This window comes from Paraburkholderia lacunae (genome assembly GCF_003353175.1).
Taxonomy (GTDB): Bacteria; Pseudomonadota; Gammaproteobacteria; order Burkholderiales; family Burkholderiaceae; genus Paraburkholderia; species Paraburkholderia lacunae.
In genome coordinates, this window is the sequence record NZ_QHKS01000004.1 from 80,407 (window position 1) to 94,549 (window position 14,143).

At 60.8% G+C, this 14,143-nt stretch carries 13 protein-coding genes and 2 pseudogenes; 8 read left to right on the forward strand and 7 right to left on the reverse strand.

The genetic code is table 11. The annotated features are described in order from the left end of the window. Nucleotides 1–259: 259 nt before the first annotated feature. A complete protein-coding gene (locus DLM46_RS07135; RefSeq protein WP_115100069.1) occupies nucleotides 260–1,390 on the reverse strand; it encodes a GGDEF domain-containing protein in 1,131 nt (376 codons plus the stop codon). Between the two features lie 287 nt (nucleotides 1,391–1,677). Between DLM46_RS07135 and DLM46_RS39815 the strand changes: the two genes are divergently transcribed. Next, entirely contained in the window at nucleotides 1,678–2,058 is a 381-nt protein-coding gene (locus tag DLM46_RS39815; RefSeq protein WP_115100070.1) for a hypothetical protein, read from the forward strand. A gap of 580 nt (nucleotides 2,059–2,638) precedes the next feature. Here DLM46_RS39815 and DLM46_RS07145 read toward each other — a convergent pair. From DLM46_RS07145 to DLM46_RS38950, 3 genes are read right to left on the reverse strand one after another with little or no spacing between them, the layout of a single operon-like run. Then, the gene (locus tag DLM46_RS07145) at nucleotides 2,639–2,983 is read right to left on the reverse strand and encodes a cupredoxin domain-containing protein (protein ID WP_115100071.1); all 345 of its coding nucleotides are present in this window, start codon (nucleotides 2,981–2,983) and stop codon (nucleotides 2,639–2,641) included. Between the two features lie 34 nt (nucleotides 2,984–3,017). Next, nucleotides 3,018–3,962 carry a metallophosphoesterase family protein gene (locus DLM46_RS07150; RefSeq protein ID WP_115100072.1) on the reverse strand — a complete coding sequence of 315 codons (945 nt, stop codon included), beginning with the start codon at nucleotides 3,960–3,962 and terminating at the stop codon, nucleotides 3,018–3,020. A gap of 7 nt (nucleotides 3,963–3,969) precedes the next feature. Next, nucleotides 3,970–4,218 carry a hypothetical protein gene (locus DLM46_RS38950; protein WP_133300303.1) on the reverse strand — a complete coding sequence of 83 codons (249 nt, stop codon included), beginning with the start codon at nucleotides 4,216–4,218 and terminating at the stop codon, nucleotides 3,970–3,972. Here DLM46_RS38950 and DLM46_RS07155 point away from each other — a divergent pair. From DLM46_RS07155 to DLM46_RS07175, 5 genes and pseudogenes are all read left to right on the forward strand, one after another. Next, complete coding sequence (locus DLM46_RS07155) at nucleotides 4,202–4,429, forward strand: hypothetical protein (protein ID WP_115100073.1); 228 nt, start codon at nucleotides 4,202–4,204, stop codon at nucleotides 4,427–4,429. The genes DLM46_RS38950 and DLM46_RS07155 overlap by 17 nt on opposite strands. Nucleotides 4,430–4,476: 47 nt before the next feature. After that, nucleotides 4,477–4,743 carry a DUF4148 domain-containing protein gene (locus DLM46_RS07160; protein ID WP_115100074.1) on the forward strand — a complete coding sequence of 89 codons (267 nt, stop codon included), beginning with the start codon at nucleotides 4,477–4,479 and terminating at the stop codon, nucleotides 4,741–4,743. Nucleotides 4,744–5,030: 287 nt separating this feature from the next. Next, a complete protein-coding gene (locus tag DLM46_RS07165; protein ID WP_115100075.1) occupies nucleotides 5,031–5,780 on the forward strand; it encodes a hypothetical protein in 750 nt (249 codons plus the stop codon). A gap of 660 nt (nucleotides 5,781–6,440) precedes the next feature. Next, nucleotides 6,441–6,656: pseudogene (locus tag DLM46_RS07170) on the forward strand (hypothetical protein); the annotation flags it as partial. A 68-nt stretch (nucleotides 6,657–6,724) separates the two neighbouring features. After that, nucleotides 6,725–8,083: an MFS transporter gene (locus tag DLM46_RS07175; RefSeq protein WP_115100076.1), complete on the forward strand. Its 1,359-nt coding sequence runs from the start codon at nucleotides 6,725–6,727 to the stop codon at nucleotides 8,081–8,083. A 96-nt stretch (nucleotides 8,084–8,179) separates the two neighbouring features. Here the strand turns inward: DLM46_RS07175 and DLM46_RS07180 are convergent. The 3 genes and pseudogenes from DLM46_RS07180 to DLM46_RS07190 all read right to left on the reverse strand — a co-directional run. Continuing rightward, nucleotides 8,180–8,326, reverse strand: a pseudogene (locus DLM46_RS07180) (EamA/RhaT family transporter); the annotation flags it as partial. Between the two features lie 328 nt (nucleotides 8,327–8,654). After that, nucleotides 8,655–9,806 (reverse strand): porin, encoded by a 1,152-nt coding sequence (locus tag DLM46_RS07185; protein ID WP_115100077.1) that lies wholly within the window; start codon nucleotides 9,804–9,806, stop codon nucleotides 8,655–8,657. 443 nt (nucleotides 9,807–10,249) lie between these two features. Next, nucleotides 10,250–11,104: a CPBP family intramembrane glutamic endopeptidase gene (locus tag DLM46_RS07190; protein WP_115100078.1), complete on the reverse strand. Its 855-nt coding sequence runs from the start codon at nucleotides 11,102–11,104 to the stop codon at nucleotides 10,250–10,252. A 1,122-nt stretch (nucleotides 11,105–12,226) separates the two neighbouring features. Here DLM46_RS07190 and DLM46_RS39310 point away from each other — a divergent pair. Beyond that, a complete protein-coding gene (locus tag DLM46_RS39310; RefSeq protein ID WP_165847919.1) occupies nucleotides 12,227–12,367 on the forward strand; it encodes a hypothetical protein in 141 nt (46 codons plus the stop codon). A gap of 116 nt (nucleotides 12,368–12,483) precedes the next feature. Next, a complete protein-coding gene (locus DLM46_RS07195) occupies nucleotides 12,484–14,130 on the forward strand; it encodes an NRAMP family divalent metal transporter (protein ID WP_115100079.1) in 1,647 nt (548 codons plus the stop codon). The last annotated feature ends 13 nt before the right edge of the window (nucleotides 14,131–14,143 follow it).

A 14,143-nucleotide genomic window follows, 5' to 3' on the forward strand; every position in this document is an offset into this window, starting at 1 on the left:
CCTATGCATCCGGGCGGCATCGGCGCAACGGTGCGGCACGTAAAAGCGCGCGCCTACCGCACCACCCGGCGCTTGAATGTCAGGCATCGGCAGCGAATCCGGGCTATCTCAATTTTCTAAATGAGAATTATTGCTATTTGAGAATCATTGTCAATAATTAATTTGTAATTTCCCGCCAGTAAGGCAATCGAGCTGCGAAGAGGCGTCCGGGCGCATCCGTCAAGCCGGGATCGGAAAATACGCGGGGATCGAATCCCGCTCAGTTCGCGCGCACCGCGAACGCATAGCCATTCTTGCCGTTGCGCTTGACCTGATACATCGTTTCGTCGGCTGCGGCGACGAGGCGGCGATAGTCCTCGATGGGATCGGGAAAAATGGCGATGCCGATGCTGGCACGAACCAGCCCGGTTCCCATCAGTTCGTCAGTCTGGCTCACACAACCGATAAGACGCTGGGCAATTTCGCCCAGTTCTGCGTCCGTCGAGAAACTCCCAATCAGCACCGCGAACTCGTCGCCGCCGATTCGGGCAACCACGTCACCTTGACGAACCGAATCGCGAAAACGTCTGGAAACCGCGATCAGGAATTCATCGCCGAGTCGATGGCCGAGGGAATCGTTGACTCGCTTGAAGCCGTCCAGGTCGATATAAAGGACCGCGATTCTATGGAGCACCGAGTCGGCGGACGGGCTTGCCGCGGCCTCCTCGAGCATGGCAAAGAATTTCCGTCTGTTCGGCAGCCCGGTCATCGCGTCGTGCAACGCCGCGTGTTCGAACTTATGCGACCGGCCTGCGAGTTGACGAGTGCGCTTTGCGTACATTGCCAGCGCAGTGAATAGCATGCCGAACAGCAGCGCCCCCAAAGCGATCAATGTGTTGGCGACGTGGGAAATCCGCACACGCACGTCGGCGCTGACGATGTCTCGCTGTGCATGCCAATATGCCGATACCGAGCCGAGCAATGCGTCCGTACTGCCGGGATCCGAGTCAGGAGACAGCGCGGACGGCGGAACTTGCGGCGCCCCGGACGGACTTGCATTGACCACCGCCGCGAGTGACGCGAGGCGTCCTGCGAGTTCCTGGCGCGCATGCCGGTAGCCATCCGATCGGGCGTCGCTACCTTCGGGCAGCCGTTGCCAGACGCCGACCATGTTGCGGGCACTTTCCGCACGTTCGACCGCTTCGAGGACGAGCGCGATATATTCCTGGCGCAACTGGTCCGAAAAAATCGTCCTGATTTGCAGGGCAAGATACAGGACGCTAATCAACAGACAAAGCAACGCGGCGCCGGCAAGCGGAGCCGGGCCCAGCCTGAAGCGCGAAGCGAGGGCGCGCCGCGAACGAAACCGCTCAAGGATGGGAATAGGTGTCTTGCTTGTTTCCCGTGCCATGCTGCCGGTAAGTCACGCGACGAAAAAACAGACCCAGACGGGCAAAGAGGCTCTTCTTGGCTTTCCGGTTCACCACTTGAGTACGGCGGTCCTGTGGCGCGGCTCGGGCTTCCCGGCCAGGGCGCGTATCGGCCAGCTGCGGCGCAGCAGGATCTGGCGAAGCGGCTGTGCGGCGAGCGGGTCGGACGGACGACGAAGATGCGGCGGGGTCCACGGCGGCAACGGCAGTTTCCCGGGAAGGCAGCGACGAGGATCGTGTTACCTGGCCGGCAAAGTACGCATTTTCAGTGGGAGGTTCGTCTTCTGTTGCCGAAGCTGACGATTCTGTCGATTCTGACGGTGTTGCCGGTTTCGCTGATGCCGCCGGTTCTGTCGATACCGCCGGTTTTACCAATGCCGCCGTTATCTCCGATGCAGCCGGTTTCGTCGATGCTGTCGCTTTCGCTGATGCCGCCGGTTCTGTCGATACCGCCGGTTTTACCAATGCCGCCGTTATCTCCGATGCAGCCGGTTTCGTCGATGCTGTCGCTTTCGCTGATGCCGCCGGTTCGGTCGATGCCGCCGGTTTTACCGATGCCGCCGATATCGCCGGTGCTGCCGCTTTCGCCGCTGCCGTCGAAGCGATAATGCCCAGCGCCTCGCGCGCGCCCGTCATTGCCTCGGCGTAGGTCCTCTGATCGTGGTTGAACCAGACGCCGTAAGCAACCGTACCGACTACGCCGATAGCCAGCGCACCTGCTGCCGCGACACAAAGCGCAAGACGTCCGAATCGCCCAGGCGGTGCGGCGGGCATCGACTCGAAGTCAGGATTGAAACCGGTATCCCGGCCGTTTACAGCTGATTCAGGCAAGTCGGTACTGTTGGACATAGCAACACTCTCCGGACTCGTAAGTCCGCCGTTTCAGCAGACTTGTATTCGCACGGCTTGCAATTGGCCAATGCAAAGCCGCTTGAAGAATGTACCCCCCTCGCCGGGCGGCGACAATATCCGCGGCCGCGCTGGAAGTCAGCTCGCGAATTGAATTTTCATGGATCGGGAAAGTAAAAATTCCACACGGCGTGTAGCGATGAGCGGGGCGGTGAAGCTGGACCGCCCGCCCTTCCCCGCTGACGCGAAAGTGCCGCGCCACGGCAATCCCACACGCAACAAATGGGCCCACTGCGAGTGGGCCGCTGGGAACGCGCAATCGGTTACATGTGTTACCAGGCGCAACGCGCCCGCCGGGGCTCTCGAGGCCCCCGAGCCCCCTATTGCACGGTAATCGTCTCCCTCATATTCGGATGTATGCCGCAGAAAACCTTATAGACCCCCGGCTTATCGAACTCGAACTGAAAGGTATCGTTCTGATCGAGTGCCGAGGAACGAAAAATACCGGCGTCGTTGACAACCGTATGCGGCTCGCCATCGAGATTCTTCCAGGTCACCGTCGAACCGGCTTTGATCGTGAGCGCCATCGGCGAGAACATGAAGTTCTTGATCACTACCGCATTGGGATCCTGGGCGCGCGCGACAGAAAAAACGGCCGATGCCGCCATGATCCCTCCAATCCCGAGGAGCGAAAAAAAGACACGGCGAATATGAGTCGTTTGCATAACTTATCTCCTGCTGGTGAACAGTGTCCGGAAGTCAAACGAGCGTCGTATCGGCAAGCGTCGCCTTGAGTGGATGGCGCACGATCTTGATGCTGGTCACCCCGAGCATCCTGGGAAGCTGATCGCTTGCCACCGTCAGCGGTCCCGGGCCTGGCCCGTTGCCGGCCGTCGGCTGCGGATAGGCCGTAGAGCGCGCGGTATGGAAGGTGATATTGCCCTCGACCTTTGTGACGATCTGGTGAATATGGCCGTTCAGGACCGTCACCGAACCGAAGCGCTTCAGATAGCTCATTGCCTGGCCCGCATCGCCGGTGCCCCAGCCCCACGGCTCGTAGATCGTCCACATCGGCATGTGCGCGAAGACGACGATCGGCGTGCTGGATGAGCGATTCTTCAGGTCGTTTTCGAGCCATGCAAGTTGTTCATCGCCCAGGCCTCCCAAACCGTTCGGCTTGAAATGCATGACATTGACGAGACCGACGAAGTGCACGCCGTTGTGGTCGAAGCTGTAATAGCCCTTATTGTCCGAGGCTTGACCGAACCGGCTGAAGTATTCGGTTCCCGGTCCATCCGTCACATCGTGTTCGCCCGGCACGGTGTGCAACTCCGTGATATTCAGCCCCGACAGCAATTGCGCCGCGAGATCGAACTCGGCCGGCTTGGAAAGATGCGTGATGTCGCCCGTATGGATGGTCAGCGCCGGTTTGACCGGCATGGCATTGACAAAGTCGATCGTCTGCTTGAGGGTGCCCGCGACATCCGGATTGGCTTCCTTGTTGAAACCGATATGCGTGTCGCTGATCTGCAGGAAAAGGGGAACCCCTCCGGTCTTCGAGGATTCCTTCGCGCCGACGGCAAGGGCCAACTCCACCGGCGTGAGAACACCTCCCGCCAGCATGAACACAGTGCCCACGCCGCCGAACGCGAGACATTTCAGCGCGCCGCGACGCGACGGATCGAATGAATGATCTGACGACATATTGACCTCACAATAAAGATTCGGAGGCAGACCGCGGGATTATCCGGCGGGCCTCTCGACTCGGTTCATGAAGCGTGACTGCCGCGCCATCCGTTTTATTCCCGCCCAAACCGATCCGCCGCACTTTTTTCAGTCCCGCCGCCCGGCTGGCCGCCACGCCCGCAATCGGCGTGAATGTGGGAATAGCCACGCCGAGCCGCCAGTCATGCAGATCGAAGAACACGAAAGGAGTAGTCGACATGGACATCATCGACATGGCCCGCGCCTCGGGCATCACCGTCATCCTCGACGGCAGGATCGGCCGCGAGGAGTACCAGAGCGTATGCGGATCGCTTTCCGCGCTGCAGCGATTCGCCGATGCGGTACGTCATTGCGAAGCGCCGTCCGATATTCGTCGCCGAGGGCAAGCGGCGATGAACAGTCGGACCCGCGCTGTTCATTCAAGCCCTGGGAATATTCAGGAATGAAGCGGCGTCGACTCGTCGCACACCGTGCACACTCATAGGAGTCTGAAATGAAAAAGCTCGCCATAGCCGCCATTTCGCTGGCCGTTTTCACATCGTCGGCTGCATTTGCTCAAGCCAAGACGCGCGCTGAGGTCTATCAGGAACTGATCGAAGCGCAGCAAAACGGCCTGAACTACGTTACCGACACCTCGTACCCGGACGTCAATCCGATTTTCGCCGCACAAGTGGAGCGCATGAAGCAGGCGCATCTCGCCCAACAGAATGCGGCCCGCGACGCGGCCGCAAGCGGGGCATCGGCCAAAGCCGCCAATTGAATGTTCCGCGCCGCTGGAGGGCGTGCCGAATGCTACGCCAGGATTGCCGTGCGAGCGCAAAGGACCGCACGCCGTTCCTGGCCGTTCGGCCGCAGCGTTATCGGTCGCGGTTTCAGGCGGGCTTCATACCGGCTTCACACGGCCTTCATACGGGCTTCATATCGGCTTCACACGGCCTTCATACGGGCTTCATATCGGCTTCATATCGGCTTCATATCGGCTTCATATCGGCTTCATACGGGCTTCAACCAGACCCGTTCGCATAGACAACATCACCGGAGGTTGAAGTGCGACCCGTTTTGCACCGCTTGCAGCTAGGATCGGGCGTGGTGCTGCTAATCTATCTGTTTCTCCACCTGGTCAATCATGCACTCGGGATCTGGTCGCTCGATCTTGCGGGACACGGCCTTGCGTTGGCTCTGCGAGTCTGGCGCAGCGTGCCCGGAACGATCCTGCTGTACGGTGCGGCCCTCCTGCATTTTGCGCTGGCCTTGCGCACGATCTACGGTCGCAATCACTGGGCGCTGCCGCTCACCGAATGGATACGCCTTTGGGCAGGACTCAGCCTGCCTCTTCTGCTGATCCGCCATGCGGTGGCAACGCGCCTCGCGGGCTCGCTTTACGGCTTCGAACCGAACTACGAGCGGATCGTGATATCGCTGATCACGAGCGGCACGCAAGGCCTGCAACTTGCGTTGCTCGCGCCGGGCTGGCTGCACGGCTGCCTCGGCTTGTGGCTCCGGTTGCGCCACTATGCGATCGTGCGCGACGCGAAGCCCGCGCTGCTTACCCTGCTCGCATTCCTGCCGCTGCTATCCGCGGCGGGCTTTGTCCGGATGAAGCGTGCCGTCGTGGCAATGCACGCGATCCTTCCCGCGCCCGACCCGAAACTGGTCGCCCATCAACTCGCACTCGATGCGTGGCGTCACAATCTCGTCACCGTGTACCTTGCGCTGGTCGTCAGCGCTTTTTTGGCGGGTCAATTGCGGAGCTGGCTGGAGCGTCGAAGGTCGCGCAAAGCGGCGCTCAATGTCTGAACGTGACGTGAGCCGCATCGCCAACGATGCGCACCACGTCCCTGCCCTTTCCTGCGTCGTCTGCTTCAGCTTGAATTTACCGTGGTACCGGATCGCCCGACGCAGCGACTACGTTGTCCGCGCAACCATCAGTTGCTGACGCGCGAGCGGTGCGGCAACGGGATTCGAGAAGTCGCCTTCGATTGACGCGATCGCGTTTTAACTCGTTATGTCACGCACCGCATAAGCAGACCGTGGCGCGAGGCGCTCGACGCTCATCCAGCGAGCAGCCGCGCAACCACCTCAAGTCGCGACAGTTATCGCCGGGCCAAAGCCGGCCGCAAGTTGCTTCATCAAACGGCCATGGGCGAATTACGTGTCGAATACGCCACGCTCCACGCCAACGACGACCCTTCTCTAAAGCTCGCCATCCATAAGGTGGACGCCGCGTAGATCAATTCAGTGAACGCCGGACCCGCATGCCGCGCGTTTCCCCGCCGTCAGCCGCGGGTTATCCCGCGTTGACGATTGAACAACCACCTCTTTACAGTTCCGTCTGTTCGCATACTGAATCTGAGTTCTTTATACGAACATCACTCAGACAAGAAATAAGACGCCGGGGCCACCACCTGTCGTCTAGGTCAGGTTCACGAGAGAATCGTTCACATGAAGCGCACCATCAACGGCTGGGATGTGTCGGCTGCCGACTCGAACGTACCGTACATTCCAGGAGTAGGATCGAGCTTCCACGATACGGCGATGTTCAACACGCTCGGCGCGGCGGGCTCGGGCCACATCATTACCGCCACCGCGACGATCGGCGACGGCTTCCAGAGCGCGCCGTCATCGTCGTGCAACCAGTTCGCGGCAGGCGTCGGCATCGTGCACCGCTTCTAACCGGCGCACAGAGTAAGTAAGAAGGACGGCTCGTGACAACGGGCCTCCACGCAGTCAGGAGACAAATCATGAACCGCACCGCCGCCGTCAACGTTCAAACCTTTATCAACGAGCACCCCTTTTCGCCGTTTCAGTGGCTGATTTTTTTCATGTGTTTCATCGTCGTCCTGCTGGACGGCTTTGACACGGCGGCGATCGGCTTCATTGCACCGTCGCTGATCGCCGAATGGGGCATCACCAAACCGGCGCTCGCGCCCGTGCTCAGCGCGGCGCTGTTCGGCCTCGCTTGCGGCGCGCTCGTCTCAGGGCCGCTGTCCGACCGGCTCGGGCGGCGCCTGATGCTGCTCGGCTCGGTCCTGCTGTTCGGCGTGGCGTGCCTCAGTTCGTCTTTCTCCACCAGCATCGGGCAATTGACGACGCTGCGCTTCATCACCGGCGTCGGTCTCGGCGCAGCCATGCCGAACGCTGTCACGATGATGGGCGAGTACTGCCCGGACCGCCGCCGCGCCACGTTGATCAATCTGATGTTCTGCGGGTTTCCTCTGGGCGCGGCGTTCGGCGGCTTTCTCGCCGCGTGGATGATTCCGCATTTCGGCTGGCGCAGCGTGCTGTTGCTCGGCGGCGTTACGCCGCTGCTGCTGATGGTCGTGCTACTGCTGAAAATGCCGGAATCCGTGCGCTACATGGTCGCGAACAATCAGCCGGTCGAGCGGATTCGCGCGGCGCTGGCCCGGATTGCCGCCGAAGCATCGCAAGCCGCCACGTTCACAATGACCGAGACCGCGCCGCAAACGGGCGGCAAGGGCCTCGGCGTGGTGCTGTCGCGCTCGTACATCATCGGCTCCGTGATGCTGTGGGTCGCCTACTTCATGGGCCTCGTGATTTTCTATGCGTCGATCAACTGGATGCCGATCCTGCTGAAGGACGCCGGCCTCACGCCGCAGCGCGCGACGCTGATCTCGGCCCTGTTCCCGCTCGGCGGCGTGGGCGCCGTGCTGTGCGGCGTCCTGATGGACCGCTTCAACGCGAATCGGATCATCGCGGCCTGTTATGCGCTGACCTCGGTGAGCGTCTATTTCATCGGCCAGGCGGTTGGCAACGTGGGCGCGCTGGTGTTCATCGTGTTCGTCGCGGGCGTGCTGATGAATACCGCGCAGTCGTCGATGCCGGCGCTCGCCGCCGCGTTCTATCCGACCCAGGGACGCGGCACGGGCGTGGCGTGGATGCTGGGGATCGGGCGCTTCGGCGGCATCGCGGGATCGTTCCTCGTCGCCGAACTGACGCGGCGGCACTTCTCGTTTGCCGGAATCTTCGCGACGGTCGCAGCCGCGGGTGTGATTGCTAGCGTGGCCTTGCTGCTGAAGCAGGTTGCACGACCGCACGCGTCCTCGTCTCCGGCTGCGAAGACCGAGTCGTTCGGGCACTGAAGCGCACAACGTGCCCCGAAGGTTTGCGAGCTTCGGGGCACGCTGCCAGTCACGTCGCCGTTTACGTTGTCGCGCCTGTCCAGGCGCCTCAGGCACCTATACCAGCGGGCCTTCAGCCTGTTTTCCTCGCATCGCGACGGCAATCGAGCTGCCGACAATCAACGCGATGCCGAGCAGCGACATCGCGCCGATCGTCTCCCCCCACATGACGTAACCAAACAGCGTGGCCCAGACGATGCTGGTCTATTCGTACTGGCGGATTCGTGTTCTTTGTCTGCGATAAAAAAACCCCGACCGTTTCCGGTCGGGGCCAACTCTCTCGCTCGCACATCGAGGCCGTGCGTGCATAAGTACTTTACCGGCGTCGATCGCACGGATATATACGTCGCGCTGGAAGAGTCCTTTCCATTACTAGCGGATCACGCAAAAGCTGCGCGGCATCAACGGCTGTACATCGCGTTCCAGTCAGCGGCAGACACGCCGGGCCGGCCCGTTTGCGACGAGCCCGCGGCGCTGCCGCCATAACCGCTCGTGTTGCTGTTGTGTGCGGCGATGCGTGCTTGCGCCGCGATCAGAACCGCGTGCGCAAGCCCACGGTGCCGACTACCTGATTGCCGGTCGAAGACGCACCGCCCGCCGTATTGATGAACGCCACGTAGCCGTGGCCGCTCACGTGTTGGTACATCGCTTCGGCGTACACGTCGGTGCGCAACGACAACGCATACACAGCCTGCAGATTGACCTGATTCCACTTCGGATCGGCGCCGTAACCCGACGTGCCGTTCACATGCGCGTTCGTGTACGTATAGGCCGCGCCGAGGCTCAGCGCGGGCGTCACCGCGTATTTGCCGTTCACTTCATAGTTGTCGAAGTGCATCGAACCATGCGTCGCACCGAACGATGCCGTGTTCTGAAACTGGCTATGGGTGTAGACGAACCCCGCCGTCACCGGACCGAAGCCGTAGCTCAGCGCCGCGCCCGCGGTGCGCTGAACGTCGGCGCCAAGCTGGAAGCCGCCCGTGCCGTTCGCCGTCGATTCGGCGAGATCGACCGACCCACCCGTGTTCGCGGTCGAATTCGAACCGTTGATCTGCAGATAGCCCGCCGCCATCTTCAATGCGCCAGTGCTATAACTCACGCCCGCACTGTACGCGCGATTGACCGCAAAATCGGTGCTGTTCGAAAACGCGTAGAGGCCGCCGAACTTCAGGCCGCCATAGTTCGCGCTCGTGTACTTGACGGCATTGCTCATCCGCACCGAATGATTCAGATTGTCGTTGTCAAACGGATGGGCGAAACCGGTATCGCCGAAAGTGCCAGCCGTGCCGGACAACGGCGCGACGAAGTCGACCAGCGAATCGTATTGACGTCCGAGCGTCAGCGTGCCGAACTGGTTATTGCTCAAGCCAACGAAGGCCTGGCGGCCGAACATCCGGCTGTTCTGGCCGAGCTTGCCGTTCTGCACGTTGTAGCCGTTTTCGAGCACGAACAGCGCCTTCAGGCCGCCACCGAGGTCTTCGCCGCCCCGCAGGCCGAAGCGGCTGCCGTTGATGTTGCCGCTGGTCGCCTGGACGAGCGAGCCTTGCGAGCTGCCTTTCCTGACGTTGCTGGTGTACATCACACCGGCATCGATGAGTCCATACAGCGTGACCGAACTTTGCGCATGCGCCACCGTAGCGGCAAGTCCTGCAAACGCCGCGACTGCGGCGGAAATCTTATTCACGTGAACGCTCCTGCGTAGCTGAGTGGGTGTTGAACAGCGACGCGAGTATAAAAACGAGGACCCCGAAAACGGGTATCCGGCATCTGGAGCAGTCCTTTATAGATTGAAGAACAATCGTTCATCAAGGTGCAGCAATCGAGATACGACGCGCTTTACGCGCTACTTCCCGCATTCTCGAACGATGGCGCCGCAGTCGAACCCCACAACGATCGGGTTGCACGCGAACAACAGTCCGGCGTTCGATCAGCTAACGCGCACTGGCCATTTCAACTCCCCGATCCAAGGAAGAACTTGAGTATTTGCACAGGACTCTTGCAAGTTCGCGTGCCTTCCGCCCGTCGGATTTCTTACGCTAAGGCCGCAAGTTTCCCGGTTCGTCGCTTAGCGAACGCAGCTCACTATTTTCGAAGAGGTGACACAAGACAGCGAATATTGAAGGAGATTCAGGACTGGCCTGCCGGCTGAAGCATCGGATACGTCAACAGGAAAAAGTGCAGCACGTTCAGACCAAAATGGGCCAGCACCGCGGCCTGAAGTCCGCCGAAGCGATAAGCCAAGCCATACCCAATTCCTGCGAGGCCTCCCAACACCATCCATTGCCATCCACCTGCTATGTGCGCCAGCCCGAACAATGCCGCTGCTGCGCAAAGGGCAAGCGCGTCTGCGTAGGATCGCTGCTTGAGCAGGCGGCTTAGGCCACCCTGCAGATAGCCGCGGAACAAGGCCTCCTCGGTGACAGTCACGAGGAGTAGATTGTTCAGCAGCCAAAGTCCGCTGACGGACGGCCATTTGGGCGCCCATGTGACGAGTCCGAGCAATACGGCCCCCGTCAGGCAAGTCACCGCCGCAATCAGTAATCCGCCGATACCTGCTATCAACGACTTACGCAGCTCGTACCGAGGCCGAATCCAGGGCAAAACCAACAGCAGCCAGAAGCCGATCAGGGGCTTGTCGAGGTTGAGATACATCGTGAACGGCACGGCATCCGACGTAAAACGCTCCGGTCCGATGACCAACGGGTTATGAAAGCCGGGTAACCAATGCATGCTTAATGCGATGGCGAGCGCGATGAAGAGCGCGTGCCCGATGTATCGGACGTGCGCCTTGCGGTTTGGCCGTACGGCATAGGCGGCAAGGAAAACCAACGCGACGGGGATCGCCGCCTGGAATCCGAGCTGCCCATTCGCCAGCGCAGCGCCATAGCCCAGGATGAGCAGCCCCAGACTCAGCCATTGAATAGCAGACAACCACGTCGCCGGCACGGCAAGGAAAATTGCAACCCACGGTAACGCAAACATGTCGGCTCCCTGGCGTTGATCGCCCGGAAACCCAGGCGAATTGTCTGAACATAGATTCGTCTGGCTGAAGCTTACTTCTACCGTCGGCCACCGCGCTCGGAAAGTTGTGTGAATGATTTGATGAACATAAGCTCACTCCCGTCCTGCCCGGCAAAGCCGAGCGACGTCTAAAACGTAATTGCGACGTGACTGCGCCTCGCAAGCAGGCTTGCAACAGGCGGCCAAACAAAGAGAGCGTGCTGCTGACAGACCGGCAGAAAGCCAGTCAATGATGAAGCGCGCCAACCCGACCAAAGCGAGTTAGCAGCGAAGGAATGTTCCTGCGGTCGCTATCCCGCGGTTGCTTCACCGGCGCAGGCCGGCATCTGACTTCCACTACTGGAGCATGCGTCCACGCGGGACTCCCATCGCCCTCCAAAACTGTTGGCACTGCCCTCACACGCGAGGCCGTTCCGGCATTGACGGCGGCTCACAACCTTTCATTTTAATTTCATATCGGTCGTTTCAGAAGGTAGATTGGCAGACGGAAAAGTTATATGTGGTCTGCTTAACGAATCGTGTTGACTTTGGATTCAAGCGACGCCTAAAATTCGCGCATCCTCACAAACGGGGCGAACGCCTTGGACACCTGCAGTAGTCGACCTTCGAACAGTTTCGCTGCCTGACCGGCAGGACGTCCGCGCTCTCTTCATCCCGCCGCCGTCTTGCCTCAAGGCAGACGGTGCGCGCCGTAGTTACCCTCTCCGTGCACCATTATTAGCGCCACATGGCCGTCGCGATCACGCGCGTCCATATGGCACCGCGTCGCGAGCGTCAAACTCGCGGCGGCGTTCGTTCGCGCCCTTTCGATTCAGCGGCGCGGGCTGACGCGTGGACAAGCACGCGCCTAACAGGCGCGCGCAACAGACGCCGATAAGGAGCCGCCATGCCGGACAGTGACAGTTACCCCATATGCCGCACACCTCTGTTTTTACTTTTGTCCGAGGAAAGCGAGTAGATCTGCGTCGCCGCGCCTGATGCGCACGACCTCTCCGTCTGCCGGCTTTCCGCGAACCGCGTCAAACGACGCACTAAGCCACGCGTTGAGCCACGCATAAAGCCATCCAGGCACGGAGAAATATCATGATTTTCGGCCTCCTCCTGTCGAAACTGCCGCACATCCAGGAATCACGCGTCTTCTACGACGGCATGCTTGCCCTGCACGCGCCTGTACCTTGCAAAATCGCCGCGGTCTGGCAGCGTTTCAAGCTTCTTCTTTCATAAGTTCGCGCCCTCTTCCGTCATACGCAAGCGACGCCGTCGGTGCACGACTTACGCCCTTACGTATGCCGGAGATGCGCATTTTCCTTTCAAAAACCAGCCTAAGAGAAGAAAGCAAAATGTCTACTCCAACTCAAGTCTCAACCACGCGGAGCGCCGTGCTCGATTCGGCGCACGTCGGCGACATCCGGGGTGCTCTGGGCACTATCGCTCACCACGACACGGCGCCGCGCAACAACTGGTGGGCGCGCTTGCGAACCCTGCTGGCCATCCTGGGGCCGGGCCTCATCGTCATGGTCGGCGATAACGATGCGGGCGCCTTCGGCACCTATACCCAAGCCGGGCAAAACTACGGGACCACGCTGCTGTGGACCATGCTGTTGCTGGTCCCCGTGCTCTTCGTCAATCAGGAAATGGTGCTGAGACTGGGCGCCGTGACCGGCGTCGGCCACGCGCGGCTCATCTTCGAGCGCTTCGGCAAATTCTGGGGCGCGTTCAGCGTCGTTGACCTGTTCATTCTCAATGCGCTGACGATCGTGACCGAGTTCATCGGCATCACCTTCGTGCTCGATTTCTTCGGCCTCTCCAAGATTGCCGGCGTTTGCATCGCTGCCGCGCTGACCATGGCCGCCGTCAGTACAGGAAGTTTCAGACGCTTCGAACGCTTCGCCATCGTGCTGTGCCTGCTGAGCCTGTTGCTCGTGCCGGTGCTCGTATCGATTCACCCGCCGGTCGGCCAGATGACGCGCGACTTCCTCATCCCGAACTGGCCCGCGCACTCGAAGCTCAGCGACGTCATGCTGCTGGTCATCGGCATCGTCGGCACCACCGTCGCGCCGTGGCAGCTCTTTTTCCAGCAAAGCTACATTGTCGATAAACGCATCACGCCGCGCTTCATGAAGTACGAGAAAGCGGACCTGTGGATCGGCATCGTGTTCGTGCTGATCGGCGCGGTGGCGATGATTTCGTTCTGCGCCGCGCTGTACGCCGGCAAGCCGGAGTTCGGCAATTTCACGGACGCCGGCGGCGTCATCGGCGGCCTCGAAAAGTATGCGGGCCGGACCTCGGCGGTCCTCTTTGCCGTGGCCCTGCTCGACGCGTGCATCATCGGTGCTGCCGCGGTGTCGCTCTCGACTGCCTACGCCATCGGCGACGTGTTCAAGATTCGCCACTCGTTGCATCGTCCGGTGTCCGATGCCAAGGGGTTCTACCTCGTGTACTTCGGCATCGTTGCCGCCGCGGCGGCGCTGGTGCTGATCCCCGGCAGCCCGCTCGGTCTGCTGACCGAAGCGGTGCAAACGCTCGCGGGTGTGCTGCTGCCTAGCGCCACCGTATTTTTACTGCTGCTGTGCAACGACCGCGCCGTGCTCGGCCCGTGGGTCAATTCGAAGACGCTCAATCTGTTCACCGGCGCCGTTGTCTGGGTGCTGGTGATGCTGTCCATCATTCTCACCGCCTCGGTGATGTACCCGGACATCAGCGGCGAAACGATTCTCAGATTGCTCGCCGGCGGGACGTTGTTGGCCGTGCTCGGCTACGCCGCCACCATCGGGTTTCGCAAGTTGCGCGGTGAAACGGCGGACAGCCAGGTCGAGGCTCAGCCGACAAGCGCGCGCGATACGTGGCGCATGCCGCCGCTGGAAGAACTGCCGCCGCCGAACCTCACACTGTCCAAGCGTGTCTGGATGGGCGTGCTGCGCGGCTATCTGGTTCTGGCTGTCGCATTGGTGATCGTGAAGGTCGTGCAGATGACGCTTCTGATATAAGCCGGTATAAGCC

Bases quoted from the DNA above. Each gene is read 5' to 3' on its own strand.
- DLM46_RS07135 (WP_115100069.1), bottom strand. From the start codon at position 1,390: ATGGCACGGGAAACAAGCAAGACACCTATTCCCATCCTTGAGCGGTTT.
- DLM46_RS07145 (WP_115100071.1), bottom strand. From the start codon at position 2,983: ATGCAAACGACTCATATTCGCCGTGTCTTTTTTTCGCTCCTCGGGATT.
- DLM46_RS07150 (WP_115100072.1), bottom strand. From the start codon at position 3,962: ATGTCGTCAGATCATTCATTCGATCCGTCGCGTCGCGGCGCGCTGAAA.
- DLM46_RS07155 (WP_115100073.1), top strand. From the start codon at position 4,202: ATGGACATCATCGACATGGCCCGCGCCTCGGGCATCACCGTCATCCTC.
- DLM46_RS38950 (WP_133300303.1), bottom strand. From the start codon at position 4,218: ATGTCGATGATGTCCATGTCGACTACTCCTTTCGTGTTCTTCGATCTG.
- DLM46_RS07160 (WP_115100074.1), top strand. From the start codon at position 4,477: ATGAAAAAGCTCGCCATAGCCGCCATTTCGCTGGCCGTTTTCACATCG.
- DLM46_RS07175 (WP_115100076.1), top strand. From the start codon at position 6,725: ATGAACCGCACCGCCGCCGTCAACGTTCAAACCTTTATCAACGAGCAC.
- DLM46_RS07190 (WP_115100078.1), bottom strand. From the start codon at position 11,104: ATGTTTGCGTTACCGTGGGTTGCAATTTTCCTTGCCGTGCCGGCGACG.
- DLM46_RS39310 (WP_165847919.1), top strand. From the start codon at position 12,227: ATGATTTTCGGCCTCCTCCTGTCGAAACTGCCGCACATCCAGGAATCA.
- DLM46_RS07195 (WP_115100079.1), top strand. From the start codon at position 12,484: ATGTCTACTCCAACTCAAGTCTCAACCACGCGGAGCGCCGTGCTCGAT.